General features: G+C 61.0%; 14 protein-coding genes. 9 read left to right on the forward strand and 5 right to left on the reverse strand.

The annotated features are described in order from the left end of the window. Positions 1-29: 29 nt before the first annotated feature. Positions 30-1,130 (forward strand): glycine-betaine demethylase subunit GbcB, encoded by a 1,101-nt coding sequence (gene gbcB, locus C1X29_RS02460; RefSeq protein ID WP_102716767.1) that lies wholly within the window; start codon positions 30-32, stop codon positions 1,128-1,130. Between the two features lie 67 nt (positions 1,131-1,197). Here the strand turns inward: gbcB and C1X29_RS02465 are convergent, their stop codons facing one another. The 5 genes from C1X29_RS02465 to C1X29_RS02485 form a co-directional block, all read right to left on the reverse strand. Beyond that, positions 1,198-1,584 carry a hypothetical protein gene (locus tag C1X29_RS02465; protein WP_102716768.1) on the reverse strand — a complete coding sequence of 129 codons (387 nt, stop codon included), beginning with the start codon at positions 1,582-1,584 and terminating at the stop codon, positions 1,198-1,200. Continuing rightward, positions 1,581-2,978: a hypothetical protein gene (locus C1X29_RS02470; protein WP_256584310.1), complete on the reverse strand. Its 1,398-nt coding sequence runs from the start codon at positions 2,976-2,978 to the stop codon at positions 1,581-1,583. Before C1X29_RS02470 ends, C1X29_RS02465 begins: the two co-directional genes overlap by 4 nt. A gap of 47 nt (positions 2,979-3,025) precedes the next feature. After that, positions 3,026-3,511, reverse strand: a complete 486-nt coding sequence (locus C1X29_RS02475; RefSeq protein ID WP_102716769.1) for an Hcp family type VI secretion system effector — start codon at positions 3,509-3,511, stop codon at positions 3,026-3,028. A gap of 90 nt (positions 3,512-3,601) precedes the next feature. Then, positions 3,602-4,426 carry an NAD(P)-dependent oxidoreductase gene (locus C1X29_RS02480; protein ID WP_085746634.1) on the reverse strand — a complete coding sequence of 275 codons (825 nt, stop codon included), beginning with the start codon at positions 4,424-4,426 and terminating at the stop codon, positions 3,602-3,604. A gap of 244 nt (positions 4,427-4,670) precedes the next feature. Beyond that, positions 4,671-5,711: a low specificity L-threonine aldolase gene (locus tag C1X29_RS02485; RefSeq protein WP_102716770.1), complete on the reverse strand. Its 1,041-nt coding sequence runs from the start codon at positions 5,709-5,711 to the stop codon at positions 4,671-4,673. Positions 5,712-5,839: 128 nt separating this feature from the next. On the opposite strand from C1X29_RS02485, the gene C1X29_RS02490 reads away from it, so the two are divergent. The 8 genes from C1X29_RS02490 to fdhA all read left to right on the forward strand — a co-directional run bounded on the left by C1X29_RS02490 (position 5,840) and on the right by fdhA (position 15,683). Next, positions 5,840-6,550, forward strand: coding sequence for a TraX family protein (locus tag C1X29_RS02490; RefSeq protein WP_102716771.1), 711 nt, complete (start codon positions 5,840-5,842; stop codon positions 6,548-6,550). A gap of 156 nt (positions 6,551-6,706) precedes the next feature. After that, entirely contained in the window at positions 6,707-7,960 is a 1,254-nt protein-coding gene (gene glyA / locus C1X29_RS02495; RefSeq protein WP_102685725.1) for a serine hydroxymethyltransferase, read from the forward strand. A 20-nt stretch (positions 7,961-7,980) separates the two neighbouring features. Continuing rightward, positions 7,981-9,231: a sarcosine oxidase subunit beta gene (locus C1X29_RS02500; protein ID WP_003206307.1), complete on the forward strand. Its 1,251-nt coding sequence runs from the start codon at positions 7,981-7,983 to the stop codon at positions 9,229-9,231. Between the two features lie 14 nt (positions 9,232-9,245). Beyond that, a complete protein-coding gene (locus C1X29_RS02505; protein ID WP_011336273.1) occupies positions 9,246-9,575 on the forward strand; it encodes a sarcosine oxidase subunit delta in 330 nt (109 codons plus the stop codon). After that, positions 9,572-12,589 carry a sarcosine oxidase subunit alpha gene (locus tag C1X29_RS02510; RefSeq protein WP_102716772.1) on the forward strand — a complete coding sequence of 1,006 codons (3,018 nt, stop codon included), beginning with the start codon at positions 9,572-9,574 and terminating at the stop codon, positions 12,587-12,589. The genes C1X29_RS02505 and C1X29_RS02510 overlap by 4 nt, the downstream gene beginning before the upstream one ends. Positions 12,590-12,644: 55 nt before the next feature. After that, the gene (locus C1X29_RS02515; protein ID WP_039768018.1) at positions 12,645-13,277 is read left to right on the forward strand and encodes a sarcosine oxidase subunit gamma; all 633 of its coding nucleotides are present in this window, start codon (positions 12,645-12,647) and stop codon (positions 13,275-13,277) included. Positions 13,278-13,527: 250 nt separating this feature from the next. Next, positions 13,528-14,385, forward strand: a complete 858-nt coding sequence (gene purU / locus C1X29_RS02520; RefSeq protein WP_085746629.1) for a formyltetrahydrofolate deformylase — start codon at positions 13,528-13,530, stop codon at positions 14,383-14,385. Positions 14,386-14,483: 98 nt separating this feature from the next. After that, a complete protein-coding gene (gene fdhA, locus C1X29_RS02525) occupies positions 14,484-15,683 on the forward strand; it encodes a formaldehyde dehydrogenase, glutathione-independent (protein ID WP_007959809.1) in 1,200 nt (399 codons plus the stop codon). The last annotated feature ends 17 nt before the right edge of the window (positions 15,684-15,700 follow it).

The raw sequence follows: 15,700 nt of genomic DNA on the forward strand, positions 1-15,700 counted from the left end.
AAGGCCGACAGTCGGCCGTGGAGAACAGCATGTCGAACAGCTTCCTGAATCCGGTCACCACCCAGACCTGGGCCAATGGCCGACACATCGTCCGTTGCGTCAAAGTCATCCAGGAAACCTGGGATGTGCGCACCTTCTGTTTCATGGCCGACCAGCCGATCCTGTTCTTCTTCAAGCCCGGACAGTTCGTGACCCTGGAGCTGGAGATCGAAGGCCAGCCGATCATGCGTTCGTACACCATCTCCAGCTCGCCGTCGGTGCCGTACAGCTTTTCGGTGACCATCAAGCGCGTGCCGGGGGGCAAGGTGTCCAACTGGCTACACGACACCCTGCATGAAGGCCAGGAGCTGGCGGTACACGGCCCGGTCGGGCTGTTCAACGCCATCGATTTCCCGAGCCCGAAAGTGCTGTACCTGAGCGGTGGTGTCGGCATCACACCAGTGATGTCCATGGCGCGCTGGTTCTACGACACCAACGGCAACGTCGACATGACGTTCATTCACAGCGCTCGCTCACCGAAAGACATCATTTACCACCGCGAGCTGGAACACATGGCGTCGCGGATCGACAACTTCAGCCTGCACCTGATCTGCGAAAAGCATGGGCTGGGCGAGCCGTGGGCCGGCTATCGCGGCTACCTCAACCACAAGATGCTGGAACTGATGGTGCCGGACTTCCTCGAGCGCGAAGTCTTCTGCTGCGGCCCGACGCCGTACATGACGGCGGTCAAACGCCTGCTGGAAAACGCCGGCTACGAAATGAAGCGCTATCACGAGGAATCCTTCGGCGCCACGCCGCCGGAAGCCCGTGCCGATGCGGTGGAGCAGGCCGAACAGGCGGCGGAAGCACCGGAAGTCCCGGCGGCGGATCTGCACCTGGTGGAATTCACCTCTTCGGACAAGAGCATCCGTGTGGCCCCGGGCGAGACCGTGCATGCGGCGGCTGCGAAGGTCGGCCTGATGATCCCGAAAGCCTGCGGCATGGGGATCTGCGGGACGTGCAAGGTACTCAAGCTGGGCGGCGAGGTGGAGATGGATCACAACGGCGGGATCACCGAGGACGACGAGGCGGAGGGGTACATTCTTTCTTGCTGCAGTGTGCCGAAGGGGGATGTTCGGATCGAATATTGAATTCAGTTTGCAGGCTTGGGGGCGATCTCTCGTAGGGGAGATCGTATGAAGTCATTAGTTGCTGTTTTTAAATAATTTCTAATGCGGCGAGAAGTCCAAAGAGCAAAAAAGTTAAGCCGGAAATTCTCTGATATTTATATAGTGTAAGTAGCGTGCGTTTGAAGTCTGGCGGAAAATTTTTAATATCTTTTGCGCTCAGTTTCCCTTGGTAAAGGTAGATTTCTGGACGTTTCAGGAAGCTAAAAATTTCCCCCATCATGTAGATCCGCCCCCGCACGCCTCCATGCCATAGCATCATAAGGCCTACGGCGATCGAACTGTTTTGAAGGCTGTTCATTATTAGTTCTATTTTTGTTTTTGCGATATATAAAACGATGCAGTTGATTATTATGAGTGCGGCGACGTTTATGATGTTTAGAATGATAAAGGCATCTCTTGCAGTTTCATAACTCATCGGGTTTTCTCGTAAATCAATTCACCGGCGATTTCGCCGCCTTTTTCGCCCATATAGCCGACCGTAAAGGATCCGGCTCCCGCAACCACGATCCCGCACAGTGCCCCACCGATTCCTGCACTGGATACCCCGAGTGCTACGCAAATGGTGGAGGCCGTGCTTGCACCTACAGCAGAACCGACAGCTCCACCCAGAAAACTTCCGGTTTCGGTGAATTTAATCTTTTCGCACTCCTCGGCGTTCTCGTTCGTACAGACATCCTGAACCTTCATTGCCGAGGCTCCGCCAGCCACGGCCGTACCAATCCATCCGCCATATTTTACGTATTGCGAGGCTTTCACCACGCCTTGAATGTGAGTGGCGTACCCGGGCGGCTGGCCGATGCCGCCAGCCTTCCTCCAGCGGTGCACCAGGTGCGGATGCTCGATTCCTAGAGCGATCTTGAGGTTTGGGTGATCAGGGAGGCCAATGACTTTCTTCGTCAATCCGGTTAGCTGTCCGTCCAGCCGTTGAAGTAATTCGGCGCGCCGCTTTTTGAATGCTTTTGAGTTCAGGCTGCCATTGGTCTCGATAGTGCTGATATGCAATGCCTCAATGTCTTTCAAAGCGGCTTTTATGCCATCCAGATGATTAGCCGCCATGGCAGTACCAACCCCAATAACTTTTGACCCATCTGAAAGCGTCCTTCTGATGACCTCATAGTGCTGGGCAAAAAAGTCCGCCTCTTCCACCGTCAACGGCGCCAGCGCCATGCTGACGATGTGCGCGGTTTCCATCAGCAGTGATTCTTCATAAGTGCATTGCTGATTGTCTGGATCACTCAGAACAATCATCGATCCGGCCTTCACCACGTCCTCCAGTGGATTCAGGCTTTTGAATTTGGCGATGACACTCGGGTTTGGCGACGCAAACAGCTGCGCCTGAAGTTTCTCGGCGGACACGCTTTTCGGCACGATGTAGAACCCCGGCTCTTCGGGCGCCGGCAGCTCCTGCGGCCAATGCTCGCGGGGAACCATTCGCAAGTCGTTGACCGGACGCGGAGAGGAGGGCGGGGCTGAGTTCGGGCGTGTCACTTTCAGGTTCTGCTGGTGAGCGGCCCGCAGCAGACGTTCCGGATCGGGAGTTGCTGCAGGCTGTGGGAGCATCGACAAGCGTCGTGCCTTGGCCGTGCCGGTGATCGCTCCGTGCCTGTTTTGCTGCAGGATCCGAGACTGGTTCAGCAGGTTGTGTTGTTCCTGCACAAGCGCAAGGATTCCCTGCTCCGGAGTCAGGCGTCCGGCGGCAACCTCATCGGTGATGTGCTTGGCGAAATATGCGACTTGTTGATTGAACTGCACCCGCGCGATGCCGAACGCCAGATGGCGAGCACTGGCGGTCAGCGCCTGGCCGAGCAAGTTGCCTGCGGCATCCTCAACGCCGCAGGGATCATGTGATCGAGGGTTCAATCCTGGCTGCCCCACGAGGTATGGCCGGTGGTGCCCGCAATGTGGTGTACCCAACTGATGCCGCGGTAACGAATGGCCAGTTGTTCTTGAGGTTGAGCGTCGTTTTGCAGAATGACGTGGGGCACTTCCTGCGAGAGTTCAGCCAGAACGGCCCCATCGAGGGAAATTGAATAAAACTTCTCCTGCTGACCTTGAGGCGAGGTTCGGTAAAGGCTGATCGTGCATTCGAGTTCTTCGCTGTTCGAATGCGCCTGGGCCAGCAAGGGGGAAGATTTGTCGACCGCTTTGGTGATGATGACCGGTTGGTGGACGGCTTTGCCGAGGTTGTTGTCGCGGCGCATTTCATGGCTCAAGGCGAACACCATGATTTCATCGGTATGGGCTTTCTGGTATTTGTTGCCGACCGATTCCGGGGTCGAACACCCGGCTGAAATAAGGTCTTGAGTCTTGCCGGTAATGGTCATGTAGGCAGGGTTCGCCATAGTCAGCACTCCTCGAAAAAGGAGCAGGCAGTCTATGGCGAAGCCTGTTTGGTTTATGTAGGTCCTGGTGTAGGTCTATTCTGAAAATGCTCAGTCGATAAACAGATCCGTCATCAACTTCGCGTCACTCTTCGGCTCAAACCGATAGTGGTCGAATTCGCTCACGCCGCTTTCGCGCAAGATCTCTTCATCAATCAACAACCGCCCGGTAATCCGCCGCTCGCTGCTGCTCAGAATCACATGCGCCGCATCCGCCATGATCGCTGGCGTGCGCGCATGCTTGAACGACTCCCGATTGCCCAGCTGAAACTCGATGGCCGCCGTGGCAATCATGGTCTGCGGCCACAGCGAATTGACGCTGATGCCGTAGTTGGCAAACTCCTCGCTCATCCCGACCGTCAGCATGCTCATGCCGTATTTGGTCACGGTGTAGGGGCTGTACTGGGCGAACCATTTACTGGCCAGATTCAGCGGCGGTGAAAGGTTGAGGATGTGGCCGGAGGACTTCTTCAAATAGGGCAGGGCGGCCTGGCTGCACAACAACACCGCGCGGGTGTTGATCTGGTGCATCAGATCGAAACGCTTGAGCTCGATGTGCTGCACGCCGGTCAGTTTGATCGCCCCGGCGTTGTTCACCAGCGCATCGATCCCGCCAAAATGTTGATTGGCCTGGGCCAGCGCCTGTCGCACCGCCTCCTCATCCCGCACATCCAGTTGCAGCGCCAGGGCCTTGCCGCCGGCCGCTTCGACTTCAGCGGCGACGCTGTGGATGGTGCCGGGCAACTTGGCGTGCGGCTCGGCGCTCTTGGCCGCGATCACGATATTGGCCCCGTCCTGTGCAGCCCGCAGCGCAATCTCGCGCCCGATGCCACGGCTGGCGCCGGTGATGAACAAGGTTTTGCCTTTAAGCGACATGCGCAAGCTCCTGCTTATTGTTATGTGAGTGATGGCTCGACAGACAATGTAGACGATGGAGCTGAAACAGGAGGGGGAGGAGCTGTGGCGTGAGATCGTTCCCATGCTCCGCGTGGGAATGCAGCCTTTGACGCTCCGCGTCATGACGATGCCTGGCGTTGCATCGGCGGTGCGGCAGGAACGCGGAGCGTCCCGGGAGGCATTCCCACGCAGAGCGTGGGAACGATCAGGAGGAGGGGATAAATCAGGCCGACATGACTCCGCGGATGTCGCGTGCCAGTTCGCGTACGCGTTCTTCTTCGGTGTCCCACGAGCACATGAAGCGCGCGCCGCCCTTGCCGATGAAGGTGTAGAAGCGCCAGCCGCGCGCGGTCAGGGCGGCGATGGCCGGTTCCGAGAGTTGCAGGAACACGCCGTTGGCCTGGACCGGGAACATCAGTTCCACGCCCGGGATGTCGCTGACCAGTTCGGCCAGCAGTTGCGCGCAGTGGTTGGCGTGGCGGGCGTATTTGAGCCAGGCGTCGTTTTCCAGGATGCCGACCCACGGCGCCGACAGGAAGCGCATTTTCGAGGCCAGTTGCCCGGCCTGTTTGCAGCGGTAATCGAAGTCTTCGGCCAGTTTGTGGTTGAAGAACAGGATCGCCTCACCCACCGCCATGCCGTTCTTCGTGCCGCCGAAGCACAGCACGTCGACGCCGGCCTTCCAGGTCAGGTCCGCCGGCGAGCAGCCGAGGAAGGCGCAGGCGTTGGAGAAACGCGCGCCGTCCATGTGCAGGTTCAGGCCCAGCTCCTTGCAGGTGTCGCTGATGGCGCGGACTTCTTCCGGGGTGTAGACGCTGCCGACTTCGGTGGCCTGGGTCAGGGTCACGACGCGCGGTTTCGGGTAGTGAATGTCCTGGCGCTTGAGCGCGACTTCGCGGATCGAAGCCGGGGTGATCTTGCCGTTTTCAGTGCCGGCGATCAGCAGTTTCGAACCGTTGGAGAAGAATTCCGGAGCGCCGCATTCGTCGGTTTCGACGTGGGCGGTTTCCGAGCAGATCACGCTGTGGTAACTCTGGCACAGCGACGACAGCGCGAGGGAGTTGGCGGCGGTGCCGTTGAAGGCGAAGAACACTTCGCAGTCGGTCTCGAACAGCTTGCGGAAATAATCGGAGGCGCGTGCTGTCCACTCATCGTCGCCATAGGCGCGCTGGTGGCCGTGGTTGGCCTGTTCCATGGCAGCCCAGGCTTCGGGGCAGATACCGGAGTAGTTGTCGCTGGCGAATTGTTGGCTCTTGTCGGTCATGGCCGGCTTCCGTGATCGAGGCGCTTGTGGCGCTTCGTGGGGTCAATGATGGTGCGCACTGTACCGAAGATCATCCGGGGAGCACACGGGATGTCGCTGTCAGAACTTTACAAGGATGCGAGCCGATTATGCACCTGAGCCGGCGCGACGGCGCACTCGATCTGCTCAAGTGGCTGGCGCTGCTGAGCATGCTGCTCGATCACTTGCGATATGTCGGGATCAGCGCCGATTGGCTGTATGTGCCGGGACGGCTGGCGTTCCCGTGGTTCTGCCTGGCGATGGCGGCGAACCTGGCCCGTGACGGCGCGCGCAAGACCGAATGGCGCTATCTGGGCTGGCTGCTGCTGTTCAGTCTGCTCAGCGAGATTCCCTACCGTTTGTACATTCCCGAACCCGACACGTTGAACGTGATGCCCACCCTGGCGCTGGGCTTGCTGGTGGCGCGGGGCTGGCAGGATCCAGCGCTGATTTCGCGACTGCTCGGCGTCAGCGCCTTGCTGGTGGCAGCGATTTTCCCGGAGCGACTGATGTTCGGCTTGTTCGGCGTCCTGCTGCCACTGGCGATGTTGCTGGTGTTTCGTCGGCCCTGGTATTTCAGCCTGCTGCCGGGCCTGCTGTGTCTGGCCGCGAATCAATGGCGGACGCTCTACGAATCCGCGCAGTTCGGCAACATTGTCGCCATCCTCGGGATTGTGACTTGCCTGATCGCGCCACTGCTCGGAATGTTCCTGTTGCGACAAGCCACTTACCTCCACACGCCACCCATGCGGCGCTGGGCGTATGCGCTCTATCCCGCGCATTTCGTGGTTCTTCTGGCCTTGCGCCAGCTACTTGTTTGAGTCCGTCGCCGCCGCCATGTCGTAAACGCACCTTTGCGTGGCGTCCGTAGGCATTTGACCTCCCTGCGCCGGCCATACCATCGCATCAAAGGGCATTGGCTGAACGCCGTGCCTTACCGAGACGAATGGCGCACAGATGCCGCTGGGAGAGACGCGATGTTCAGCAAGCAAGACCAGATCCAGGGTTACGACGATGCACTGCTGGCGGCGATGAATGCCGAGGAGCAACGTCAGGAAGATCACATCGAGCTGATCGCGTCGGAGAACTACACCAGCAAACGCGTGATGGAAGCGCAAGGCAGCGGCCTGACCAACAAATACGCCGAAGGCTATCCGGGCAAGCGCTACTACGGTGGCTGCGAGCACGTCGACAAGGTCGAAGCCCTGGCCATCGAACGCGCCAAGCAGCTGTTCGGCGCCGATTACGCCAACGTCCAGCCGCACTCCGGTTCCTCGGCCAACAGCGCCGTGTACCTGGCCCTGCTGCAAGCAGGCGACACCATCCTCGGCATGAGCCTGGCCCACGGCGGTCACCTGACCCACGGCGCCAAGGTGTCGTCCTCGGGCAAGCTGTACAACGCCGTGCAGTACGGCATCGATACCAAGACCGGCCTGATCGATTACGACGAAGTCGAGCGTCTGGCCGTCGAGTGCAAACCGAAAATGATCGTCGCCGGTTTCTCGGCCTACTCGAAAACCCTCGACTTCCCGCGCTTCCGTCAGATCGCCGACAAGGTCGGTGCGCTGCTGTTCGTCGACATGGCTCACGTCGCCGGTCTGGTGGCTGCCGGTCTGTACCCGAACCCGCTGCCGTACGCCGACGTGGTCACCACCACCACTCACAAGACCCTGCGCGGTCCGCGTGGCGGGCTGATCCTGGCCAAGGCCAACGAAGAAATCGAGAAGAAGCTCAACGCGGCGGTATTCCCCGGCGCCCAGGGCGGCCCGCTGATGCACGTCATCGCCGGCAAGGCCGTGTGCTTCAAGGAAGCACTGGAGCCTGGCTTCAAGGCCTATCAGCAACAAGTGATCGACAACGCCCAGGCGATGGCGAGCGTCTTTATCAAACGTGGCTACGATGTAGTGTCCGGCGGCACCGACAACCACCTGTTCCTGGTCAGCCTGATCCGTCAGGGCCTCACCGGTAAGGACGCCGACGCTGCCCTCGGTCGCGCGCACATCACCGTCAACAAGAACGCCGTACCGAACGACCCGCAGTCGCCGTTCGTGACCTCCGGCCTGCGCATCGGCACCCCGGCGGTGACCACCCGCGGCTTCAAGGTGACCCAGTGCGTGACGCTGGCCGGTTGGATCTGCGACATCCTCGACAACCTCGGCGATGCCGATGTCGAGGCCAACGTCGCCCAGCAGGTTTCGGCCCTGTGCGCTGACTTCCCGGTTTATCGCTGAGCGTTCTGGAGTACATGACTATGCAACGCTATTCGGGCTTCGGCCTCTTCAAACACTCCCTCAGCCACCACGAAAACTGGCAGCGCATGTGGCGCACGCCGACCCCGAAAAAGGTCTACGACGTGGTCATCGTCGGCGGCGGCGGGCACGGTCTGGCGACGGCCTACTATCTGGCCAAAGAGCACGGCATCACCAACGTGGCCGTAGTCGAGAAGGGCTGGCTGGGCGGTGGCAACACCGCGCGCAACACCACCATCGTTCGCTCCAACTACCTGTGGGACGAGTCGGCGCACCTGTACGAACACGCGATGAAACTGTGGGAAGGCCTGTCTCAGGACCTGAACTACAACGTGATGTTCTCCCAACGCGGCGTCTACAACCTGTGCCACACCCTGCAGGACATCCGTGATTCCGAGCGTCGGGTCAGCGCCAACCGTCTCAACGGCGTTGACGGCGAACTGCTCAACGCCAAGCAGGTCGCGGACGAAATTCCGTACCTCGACTGCTCGAAAAACACCCGCTACCCGGTGATGGGCGCAACCGTTCAGCGTCGCGGCGGCGTGGCCCGTCACGATGCCGTGGCGTGGGGCTTTGCCCGTGCCGCCGACGCCCTCGGTGTGGACCTGATCCAGCAGACCGAAGTGATCGGTTTCCGCAAGGAAAACGGTGTGTGCATCGGCGTTGAAACCAACAAGGGCTTCATCGGCGCCAAACGCGTCGGTGTGGTCACCGCCGGTAACTCCGGGCACATGGCCAAGCTCGCCGGTTTCCGTCTGCCGATCGAATCCCACCCGCTGCAGGCGCTGGTGTCCGAGCCGATCAAACCGATCATCGACAGCGTGATCATGTCCAACGCCGTGCACGGTTACATCAGCCAGTCCGACAAGGGCGACCTGGTGATCGGCGCCGGTATCGACGGCTACAACGGCTACGGTCAGCGCGGTTCGTACCCGGTGATCGAGCACACTATTCAGGCCATCGTCGAGATGTTCCCGGTGCTGTCGCGGGTGCGCATGAACCGTCAGTGGGGCGGCATCGTCGACACCACGCCGGACGCCTGCCCGATCATTTCGAAAACCCCGGTACCGAACATGTTCTTCAACTGCGGTTGGGGCACCGGCGGCTTCAAGGCCACACCTGGCTCGGGCAACGTGTTTGCCGCGAGTCTGGCCAAGGGTGAAATGCACCCGCTGGCCGCACCTTTCTCCATCGACCGTTTCCACAACGGTGCGTTGATCGACGAACACGGCGCTGCGGCTGTCGCCCACTAACAGGAGAAATCCCCATGTTGCATATCTTCTGTCCTCACTGCGGCGAACTGCGCTCCGAAGAGGAATTCCACGCATCCGGCCAGGCGCACATCCCGCGTCCGCTGGATCCGAACAGCTGCACCGACGAGGAGTGGGGCGACTACATGTTCTTCCGCGACAACCCGCGCGGTCTGCACCACGAACTGTGGGATCACGTCGCCGGTTGCCGCCAGTACTTCAACGTCACCCGCGACACCGTGACCTACGAGATTCTCGAAACCTACAAGATCGGCACCAAGCCGCAATTCACCGACAAGGCTGACACTGCGAAAACAGCCACGACGGCGCTGGGAGAGAAGGTATGAGCCAGACCAATCGCCTGTCCAACGGTGGACGGATCGACCGCAACAAAGTGCTGAGCTTCACCTTCAACGGCCAGACCTACAAAGGTTTTGAAGGCGACTCGCTGGCCGCAGCCCTGCTGGCCAACGGCGTCGACATCATTGGCCGCAGCTTCAAGTATTCGCGTCCGCGCGGCATCTTCGCCGCCGGTGCCGAAGAGCCGAACGCGGTGCTGCAGATCGGTGCTACCGAAGCCACCCAGATCCCTAACGTGCGCGCCACGCAACAGGCGTTGTACCAAGGGCTGGTCGCCACCAGCACCAACGGCTGGCCGAGCGTCAACAACGACATGATGGGGATTCTCGGCAAGGTCGGCGGCAAGCTGATGCCGCCGGGTTTCTACTACAAAACCTTCATGTACCCGCAATCGTTCTGGATGACTTACGAGAAGTACATTCGCAAGGCCGCAGGTCTTGGTCGTTCGCCGACCGAAGTCGATCCGGACACCTACGACTACATGAACCAGCACTGCGACGTGCTGATCGTCGGCGCCGGCCCGGCCGGTCTGGCCGCAGCACTGGCCGCTGCACGCAGCGGTGCGCGGGTGATCATCGCCGACGAACAGGAAGAGTTCGGCGGCAGCCTGCTCGACTCCCGCGAAAGCCTCGACGGCAAACCGGCGATGGAATGGGTGGCCGGCGTCATCGCTGAATTGAAGAGCACTCCGGACGTGCTGCTGTTGCCGCGCGCCACGGTCAACGGCTACCACGACCACAACTTCCTGACCATTCATGAACGCCTCACCGATCACCTCGGTGACCGCGCGCCGATCGGCCAGGTGCGTCAGCGCATCCACCGCGTCCGCGCCAAGCGTGTGGTGCTGGCGACCGGTGCTCACGAGCGTCCGCTGGTCTACGGCAACAACGACGTGCCGGGCAACATGCTCGCCGGCGCGGTGTCGACTTACGTGCGCCGTTACGGCGTGGCACCGGGCAAAAAGCTGGTGCTGTCGACCAACAACGATCACGCCTATCGCGTGGCGCTGGACTGGCTCGATGCCAGCCTGCAAGTGGTCGCCATCGCCGACGCCCGCAGCAATCCGCGTGGCGCACTGGTTGAAGAGGCGCGCGCCAAAGGCATTCGCATCCTCACCGGCAGCGCCGTGATCGAGGCCCGTGGCAGCAAGCACGTCACCACTGCCCGCGTGGCGGCGATCGATGTCAAAGGCCACAAGGTCACCAGCCCGGGCGAATGGCTCGACTGCGATCTGATCGCCAGCTCCGGCGGTTACAGCCCGGTGGTTCACCTGGCGTCGCACCTCGGCGGCAAGCCGATCTGGCGTGAAGACATCCTCGGTTTCGTACCGGGCGAAGCACCGCAGAAACGTGTTTGCGTCGGTGGCATCAACGGCGTCTACGGTCTCGGCGATTCGCTGGCTGACGGTTTTGAAGGCGGCGTGCGCGCTGCGTCCGAAGCCGGTTTTCAGGCCGTTGAAGCCGTGTTGCCGAAAGCCCTGAGCCGTCTCGAAGAACCAACCTTGGCGCTGTTCCAGGTGCCGCACGAGAAGGGCACTTCCCGGGCACCGAAGCAATTCGTCGACCTGCAGAACGACGTGACCGCCGCCGCCATCGAACTGGCGACCCGCGAAGGTTTCGAGTCGGTCGAACACGTCAAACGCTACACGGCGCTGGGCTTCGGCACCGATCAGGGCAAGCTCGGCAACGTCAACGGCCTGGCGATTGCCGCCCGCTCGCTGAACGTGACCATCCCGCAGATGGGCACCACGATGTTCCGTCCGAACTACACGCCGGTCACTTTCGGCGCGGTAGCCGGTCGTCACTGCGGGCACATCTTCGAACCTGTGCGTTACACCGCACTGCATCAATGGCACTTGAAAAACGGCGCCGAGTTCGAAGACGTCGGTCAGTGGAAACGTCCGTGGTACTTCCCGAAAAACGGCGAAGACATGCATGCCGCCGTCAAACGCGAATGCAAGGCTGTGCGCGACAGCGTCGGTCTGCTGGACGCTTCGACCCTGGGCAAGATCGACATCCAGGGCCCGGACGCCCGCGAGTTCCTCAACCGCGTGTACACCAACGCCTGGACCAAGCTCGACGTGGGCAAGGCCCGTTACGGCCTGATGTGCAAGGAAGACGGCATGGTCTTCGACGACGGGGTGACGGCGTGTCTGGCCGACAACCATTTCGTCATGACCACCACCACCGGCGGCGCGGCTCGCGTCCTGCAGTGGCTGGAGCTGTACCATCAGACCGAATGGCCAGAGATGAAGGTCTACTTCACCTCCGTCACCGACCACTGGGCGACCATGACCCTGTCCGGCCCGAACAGCCGCAAGCTGCTCAGCGCCGTGACCGACATCGACCTGGCCAATGAAGCGTTTCCGTTCATGACCTGGAAAGAAGGTCTGGTCGGCGGTGTGCCGGCGCGGGTGTTCCGTATCTCGTTCACCGGTGAGCTGTCGTACGAAGTCAACGTCCAGGCCGACTACGCGATGGGCGTGCTGGAAAAAATCGTCGAGGCGGGCAAGCAGTACAACCTGACGCCGTACGGCACCGAAACCATGCACGTTCTGCGGGCCGAGAAGGGCTTCATCATCGTCGGCCAGGACACCGACGGCTCGATGACCCCGGACGACCTGAACATGGGCTGGTGCGTCGGTCGCACCAAACCGTTCTCGTGGATCGGCCAGCGCGGCATGAACCGTGAAGACTGCGTGCGTGACCAGCGTAAGCAACTGGTGGGCCTGAAGCCGATCGATCCGAACGTATGGCTGCCGGAAGGTGCGCAACTGGTGTTCAACACCAAGCAGTCGATCCCGATGACCATGGTCGGCCACGTGACCTCCAGCTACGCGCACAACTCCCTCGGCTATTCGTTTGCCATGGGCGTGGTGAAGGGCGGTCTCAAGCGCATGGGCGAGCGGGTGTTCGCACCGCTGGCGGATGGCAGCGTGATCGAGGCGGAAATCGTTTCTTCGGTGTTCTTCGATCCGAAAGGCGATCGCCAGAACATCTAATTGATCGCTCCCGCGCCTGGCGCGGGAGCGACACCGAATTCAGGAAAGGTGCTTTATGACCGCAGCCAACGTTTACCAACAACGCCCGACCACCGGGGCCAAGGCCGAGTCGTCGCTGCATCACGCCGACCTCGCCAGCCTGGTCGGCAAGGGCCGCAAGACCGCCGGCGTGACCGTGCGCGAGAAGAAACTCCTCGGCCATCTGACCATCCGTGGCGATGGCCACGATGCCGCGTTCGCCGCCGGTGTGCACAAGGCGCTGGGCATTGAATTGCCGGGCGCCCTGAGTGTGATCGTCAAAGGCGAAACCAGCCTGCAATGGATGGGCCCGGATGAGTGGCTGCTGATTGTGCCGAGCGGTGAAGAGTTTGCCGCCGAGCAGAAACTGCGCGAAGCGCTGGGCGATCTGCACATCGCCATCGTCAACGTCAGCGGCGGCCAGCAGATTCTCGAATTGAGCGGCCCGAACGTGCGTCAGGTGCTGATGAAATCCACCAGCTACGACGTGCACCCGAACAACTTCCCGGTCGGCAAGGCTGTGGGCACGGTGTTCGCCAAGTCGCAGCTGATGATCCGCCACACCGCCGAAGACACCTGGGAACTGCTTATCCGACGCAGCTTCTCGGATTACTGGTGGTTGTGGTTGCAGGATGCGTCCGCAGAATACGGCCTTAGCGTTCAGGCTTGAGGTGAATTGCGTCGATCTTGCTTGCGTGTAGGGCCTGAGATTTTTGCCCCCTCACCCCAACCCTCTCCCCCAAGGGGGCGAGGGGGAAAGGGAGCTGATCTCGGTTGGTTTCAAAGCCTGAGTTCGGCTCGGTATTTCACGTCGGCGTAGCTCGAAAGAACAACCCGGTCAGTCCCCTCTCCCTCCGGGAGAGGGCTAGGGTGAGGGGAAGCTCCCTGACACCCGCACAAAGAACAGGAGTCACCGCACCATGAGCCGCGCCCCAGACACATGGATTCTGACCGCCGACTGCCCCAGCGTTCTCGGCACCGTGGACGCGGTGACGCGTTTTCTGTTCGAGCAGGGCTGTTACGTCACCGAACACCACTCGTTCGATGACCGCCTCTCGGGGCGTTTCTTTATTCGTGTGGAATTCCGTCAGCCCGACGGTTTCGACGAGCAATCCTTCCGCGCCGGCCTCGCCGAGCGTGGTCAGGCGTTCGGCATGATCTTCGAGCTGACCGCGCCGAACTACCGGCCAAAAGTCGTGATAATGGTCTCCAAGGCCGATCACTGCCTCAACGACTTGCTCTACCGCCAGCGCATCGGCCAGCTGTCGATGGACGTGGCGGCGGTGGTGTCGAACCACCCGGACCTCAAGCCGCTGGCCGACTGGCACCAGATTCCCTACTACCATTTCCCCCTCGACCCGAACGACAAACCGGGCCAGGAGCGGCAGGTGTGGCAGGTGATCGAGGAGGCTGGCGCTGAACTGGTGATCCTCGCCCGCTACATGCAGGTGTTGTCGCCGGAGCTGTGCCGCAAGCTCGATGGCAAGGCGATCAACATTCATCACTCGCTGCTGCCGGGCTTCAAGGGCGCCAAGCCGTATCACCAGGCCTACAACAAGGGCGTGAAACTGGTGGGCGCCACCGCGCACTACATCAACAACGACCTCGACGAGGGGCCGATCATCGCCCAGGGCGTCGAGGCCGTGGATCACAGTCATTACCCCGAAGACCTGATCGCCAAGGGCCGCGACATCGAAGGCCTGACCCTGGCCCGGGCCGTGGGGTATCACATTGAGCGGAGGGTGTTCCTGAACGCCAATCGCACCGTCGTTCTTTAAGTCATAACAACGCAAAACCAACAAGCAATAACCCGAGCACTTAACGCGCTGCCTGCCTGGGCGGCGCGGTTCCATAAAAACAACAGCGAGGTGAAAGCATGTCTGGCAATCGTGGTGTGGTGTATCTCGGCGCTGGCAAGGTCGAAGTACAGAAAATCGACTATCCGAAAATGCAGGATCCGCGCGGCAGGAAGATCGAGCACGGTGTCATCCTGCGTGTGGTTTCAACCAACATTTGCGGCTCCGACCAGCACATGGTGCGCGGCCGTACCACGGCGCAGACCGGTCTGGTGCTGGGCCACGAGATCACTGGTGAAGTGATCGAAAAAGGCTCCGATGTCGAGAATCTGAAGATCGGCGATCTGGTGTCCGTTCCGTTCAACGTGGCTTGCGGGCGCTGCCGTTCCTGCAAGGAGCAACACACCGGTGTCTGCCTGACCGTCAACCCGGCCCGCGCCGGTGGTGCCTACGGTTACGTCGACATGGGCGACTGGACCGGTGGCCAGGCCGAATACGTGCTGGTGCCGTACGCCGACTTCAACCTGTTGAAACTGCCGGACCGCGACAAGGCCATGGAGAAAATCCGTGACCTGACCTGCCTCTCCGACATTCTGCCGACCGGCTACCACGGCGCCGTCACCGCTGGCGTTGGTCCGGGCAGCACCGTTTACATCGCGGGCGCCGGCCCGGTCGGTCTGGCCGCTGCTGCCTCCGCCCGCTTGCTCGGGGCTGCGGTGGTGATCATCGGCGACGTCAACACCATCCGCCTGGCCCACGCCAAGGCTCAGGGTTTTGAAGTGGTCGACCTGTCGAAAGACACCCCGCTGCACGAACAGATCGCCGCGCTGCTGGGCGAGCCTGAAGTGGATTGCGCAGTGGACTGCGTGGGCTTCGAAGCCCGTGGTCATGGTCACGACGGCGTCAAATCCGAAGCCCCGGCCACCGTGCTCAACTCGCTGATGGGCGTGGTGCGCGTCGCCGGCAAGATCGGTATTCCGGGCCTGTACGTGACCGAAGATCCGGGTGCTGTCGATGCCGCCGCGAAAATGGGCAGCCTGAGCATTCGCTTCGGCCTGGGCTGGGCCAAATCCCACAGCTTCCACACCGGCCAGACTCCGGTGATGAAGTACAACCGTCAGCTGATGCAGGCGATCATGTGGGATCGCATCAACATTGCCGAAGTGGTGGGCGTGCAAGTCATCAGCCTCGATCAGGCGCCGGAAGGCTACGGCGAGTTCGATGCCGGCGTGCCGAAGAAGTTTGTGATTGATCCGCACAAGTTGTTCAGTGCGGCGTAAGCGGTGAGGCAATAAAA

It is taken from the genome of Pseudomonas sp. GW456-12-10-14-LB2 (assembly GCF_002884345.1).
Taxonomy (GTDB): Bacteria; Pseudomonadota; Gammaproteobacteria; order Pseudomonadales; family Pseudomonadaceae; genus Aquipseudomonas; species Aquipseudomonas paraglycinae.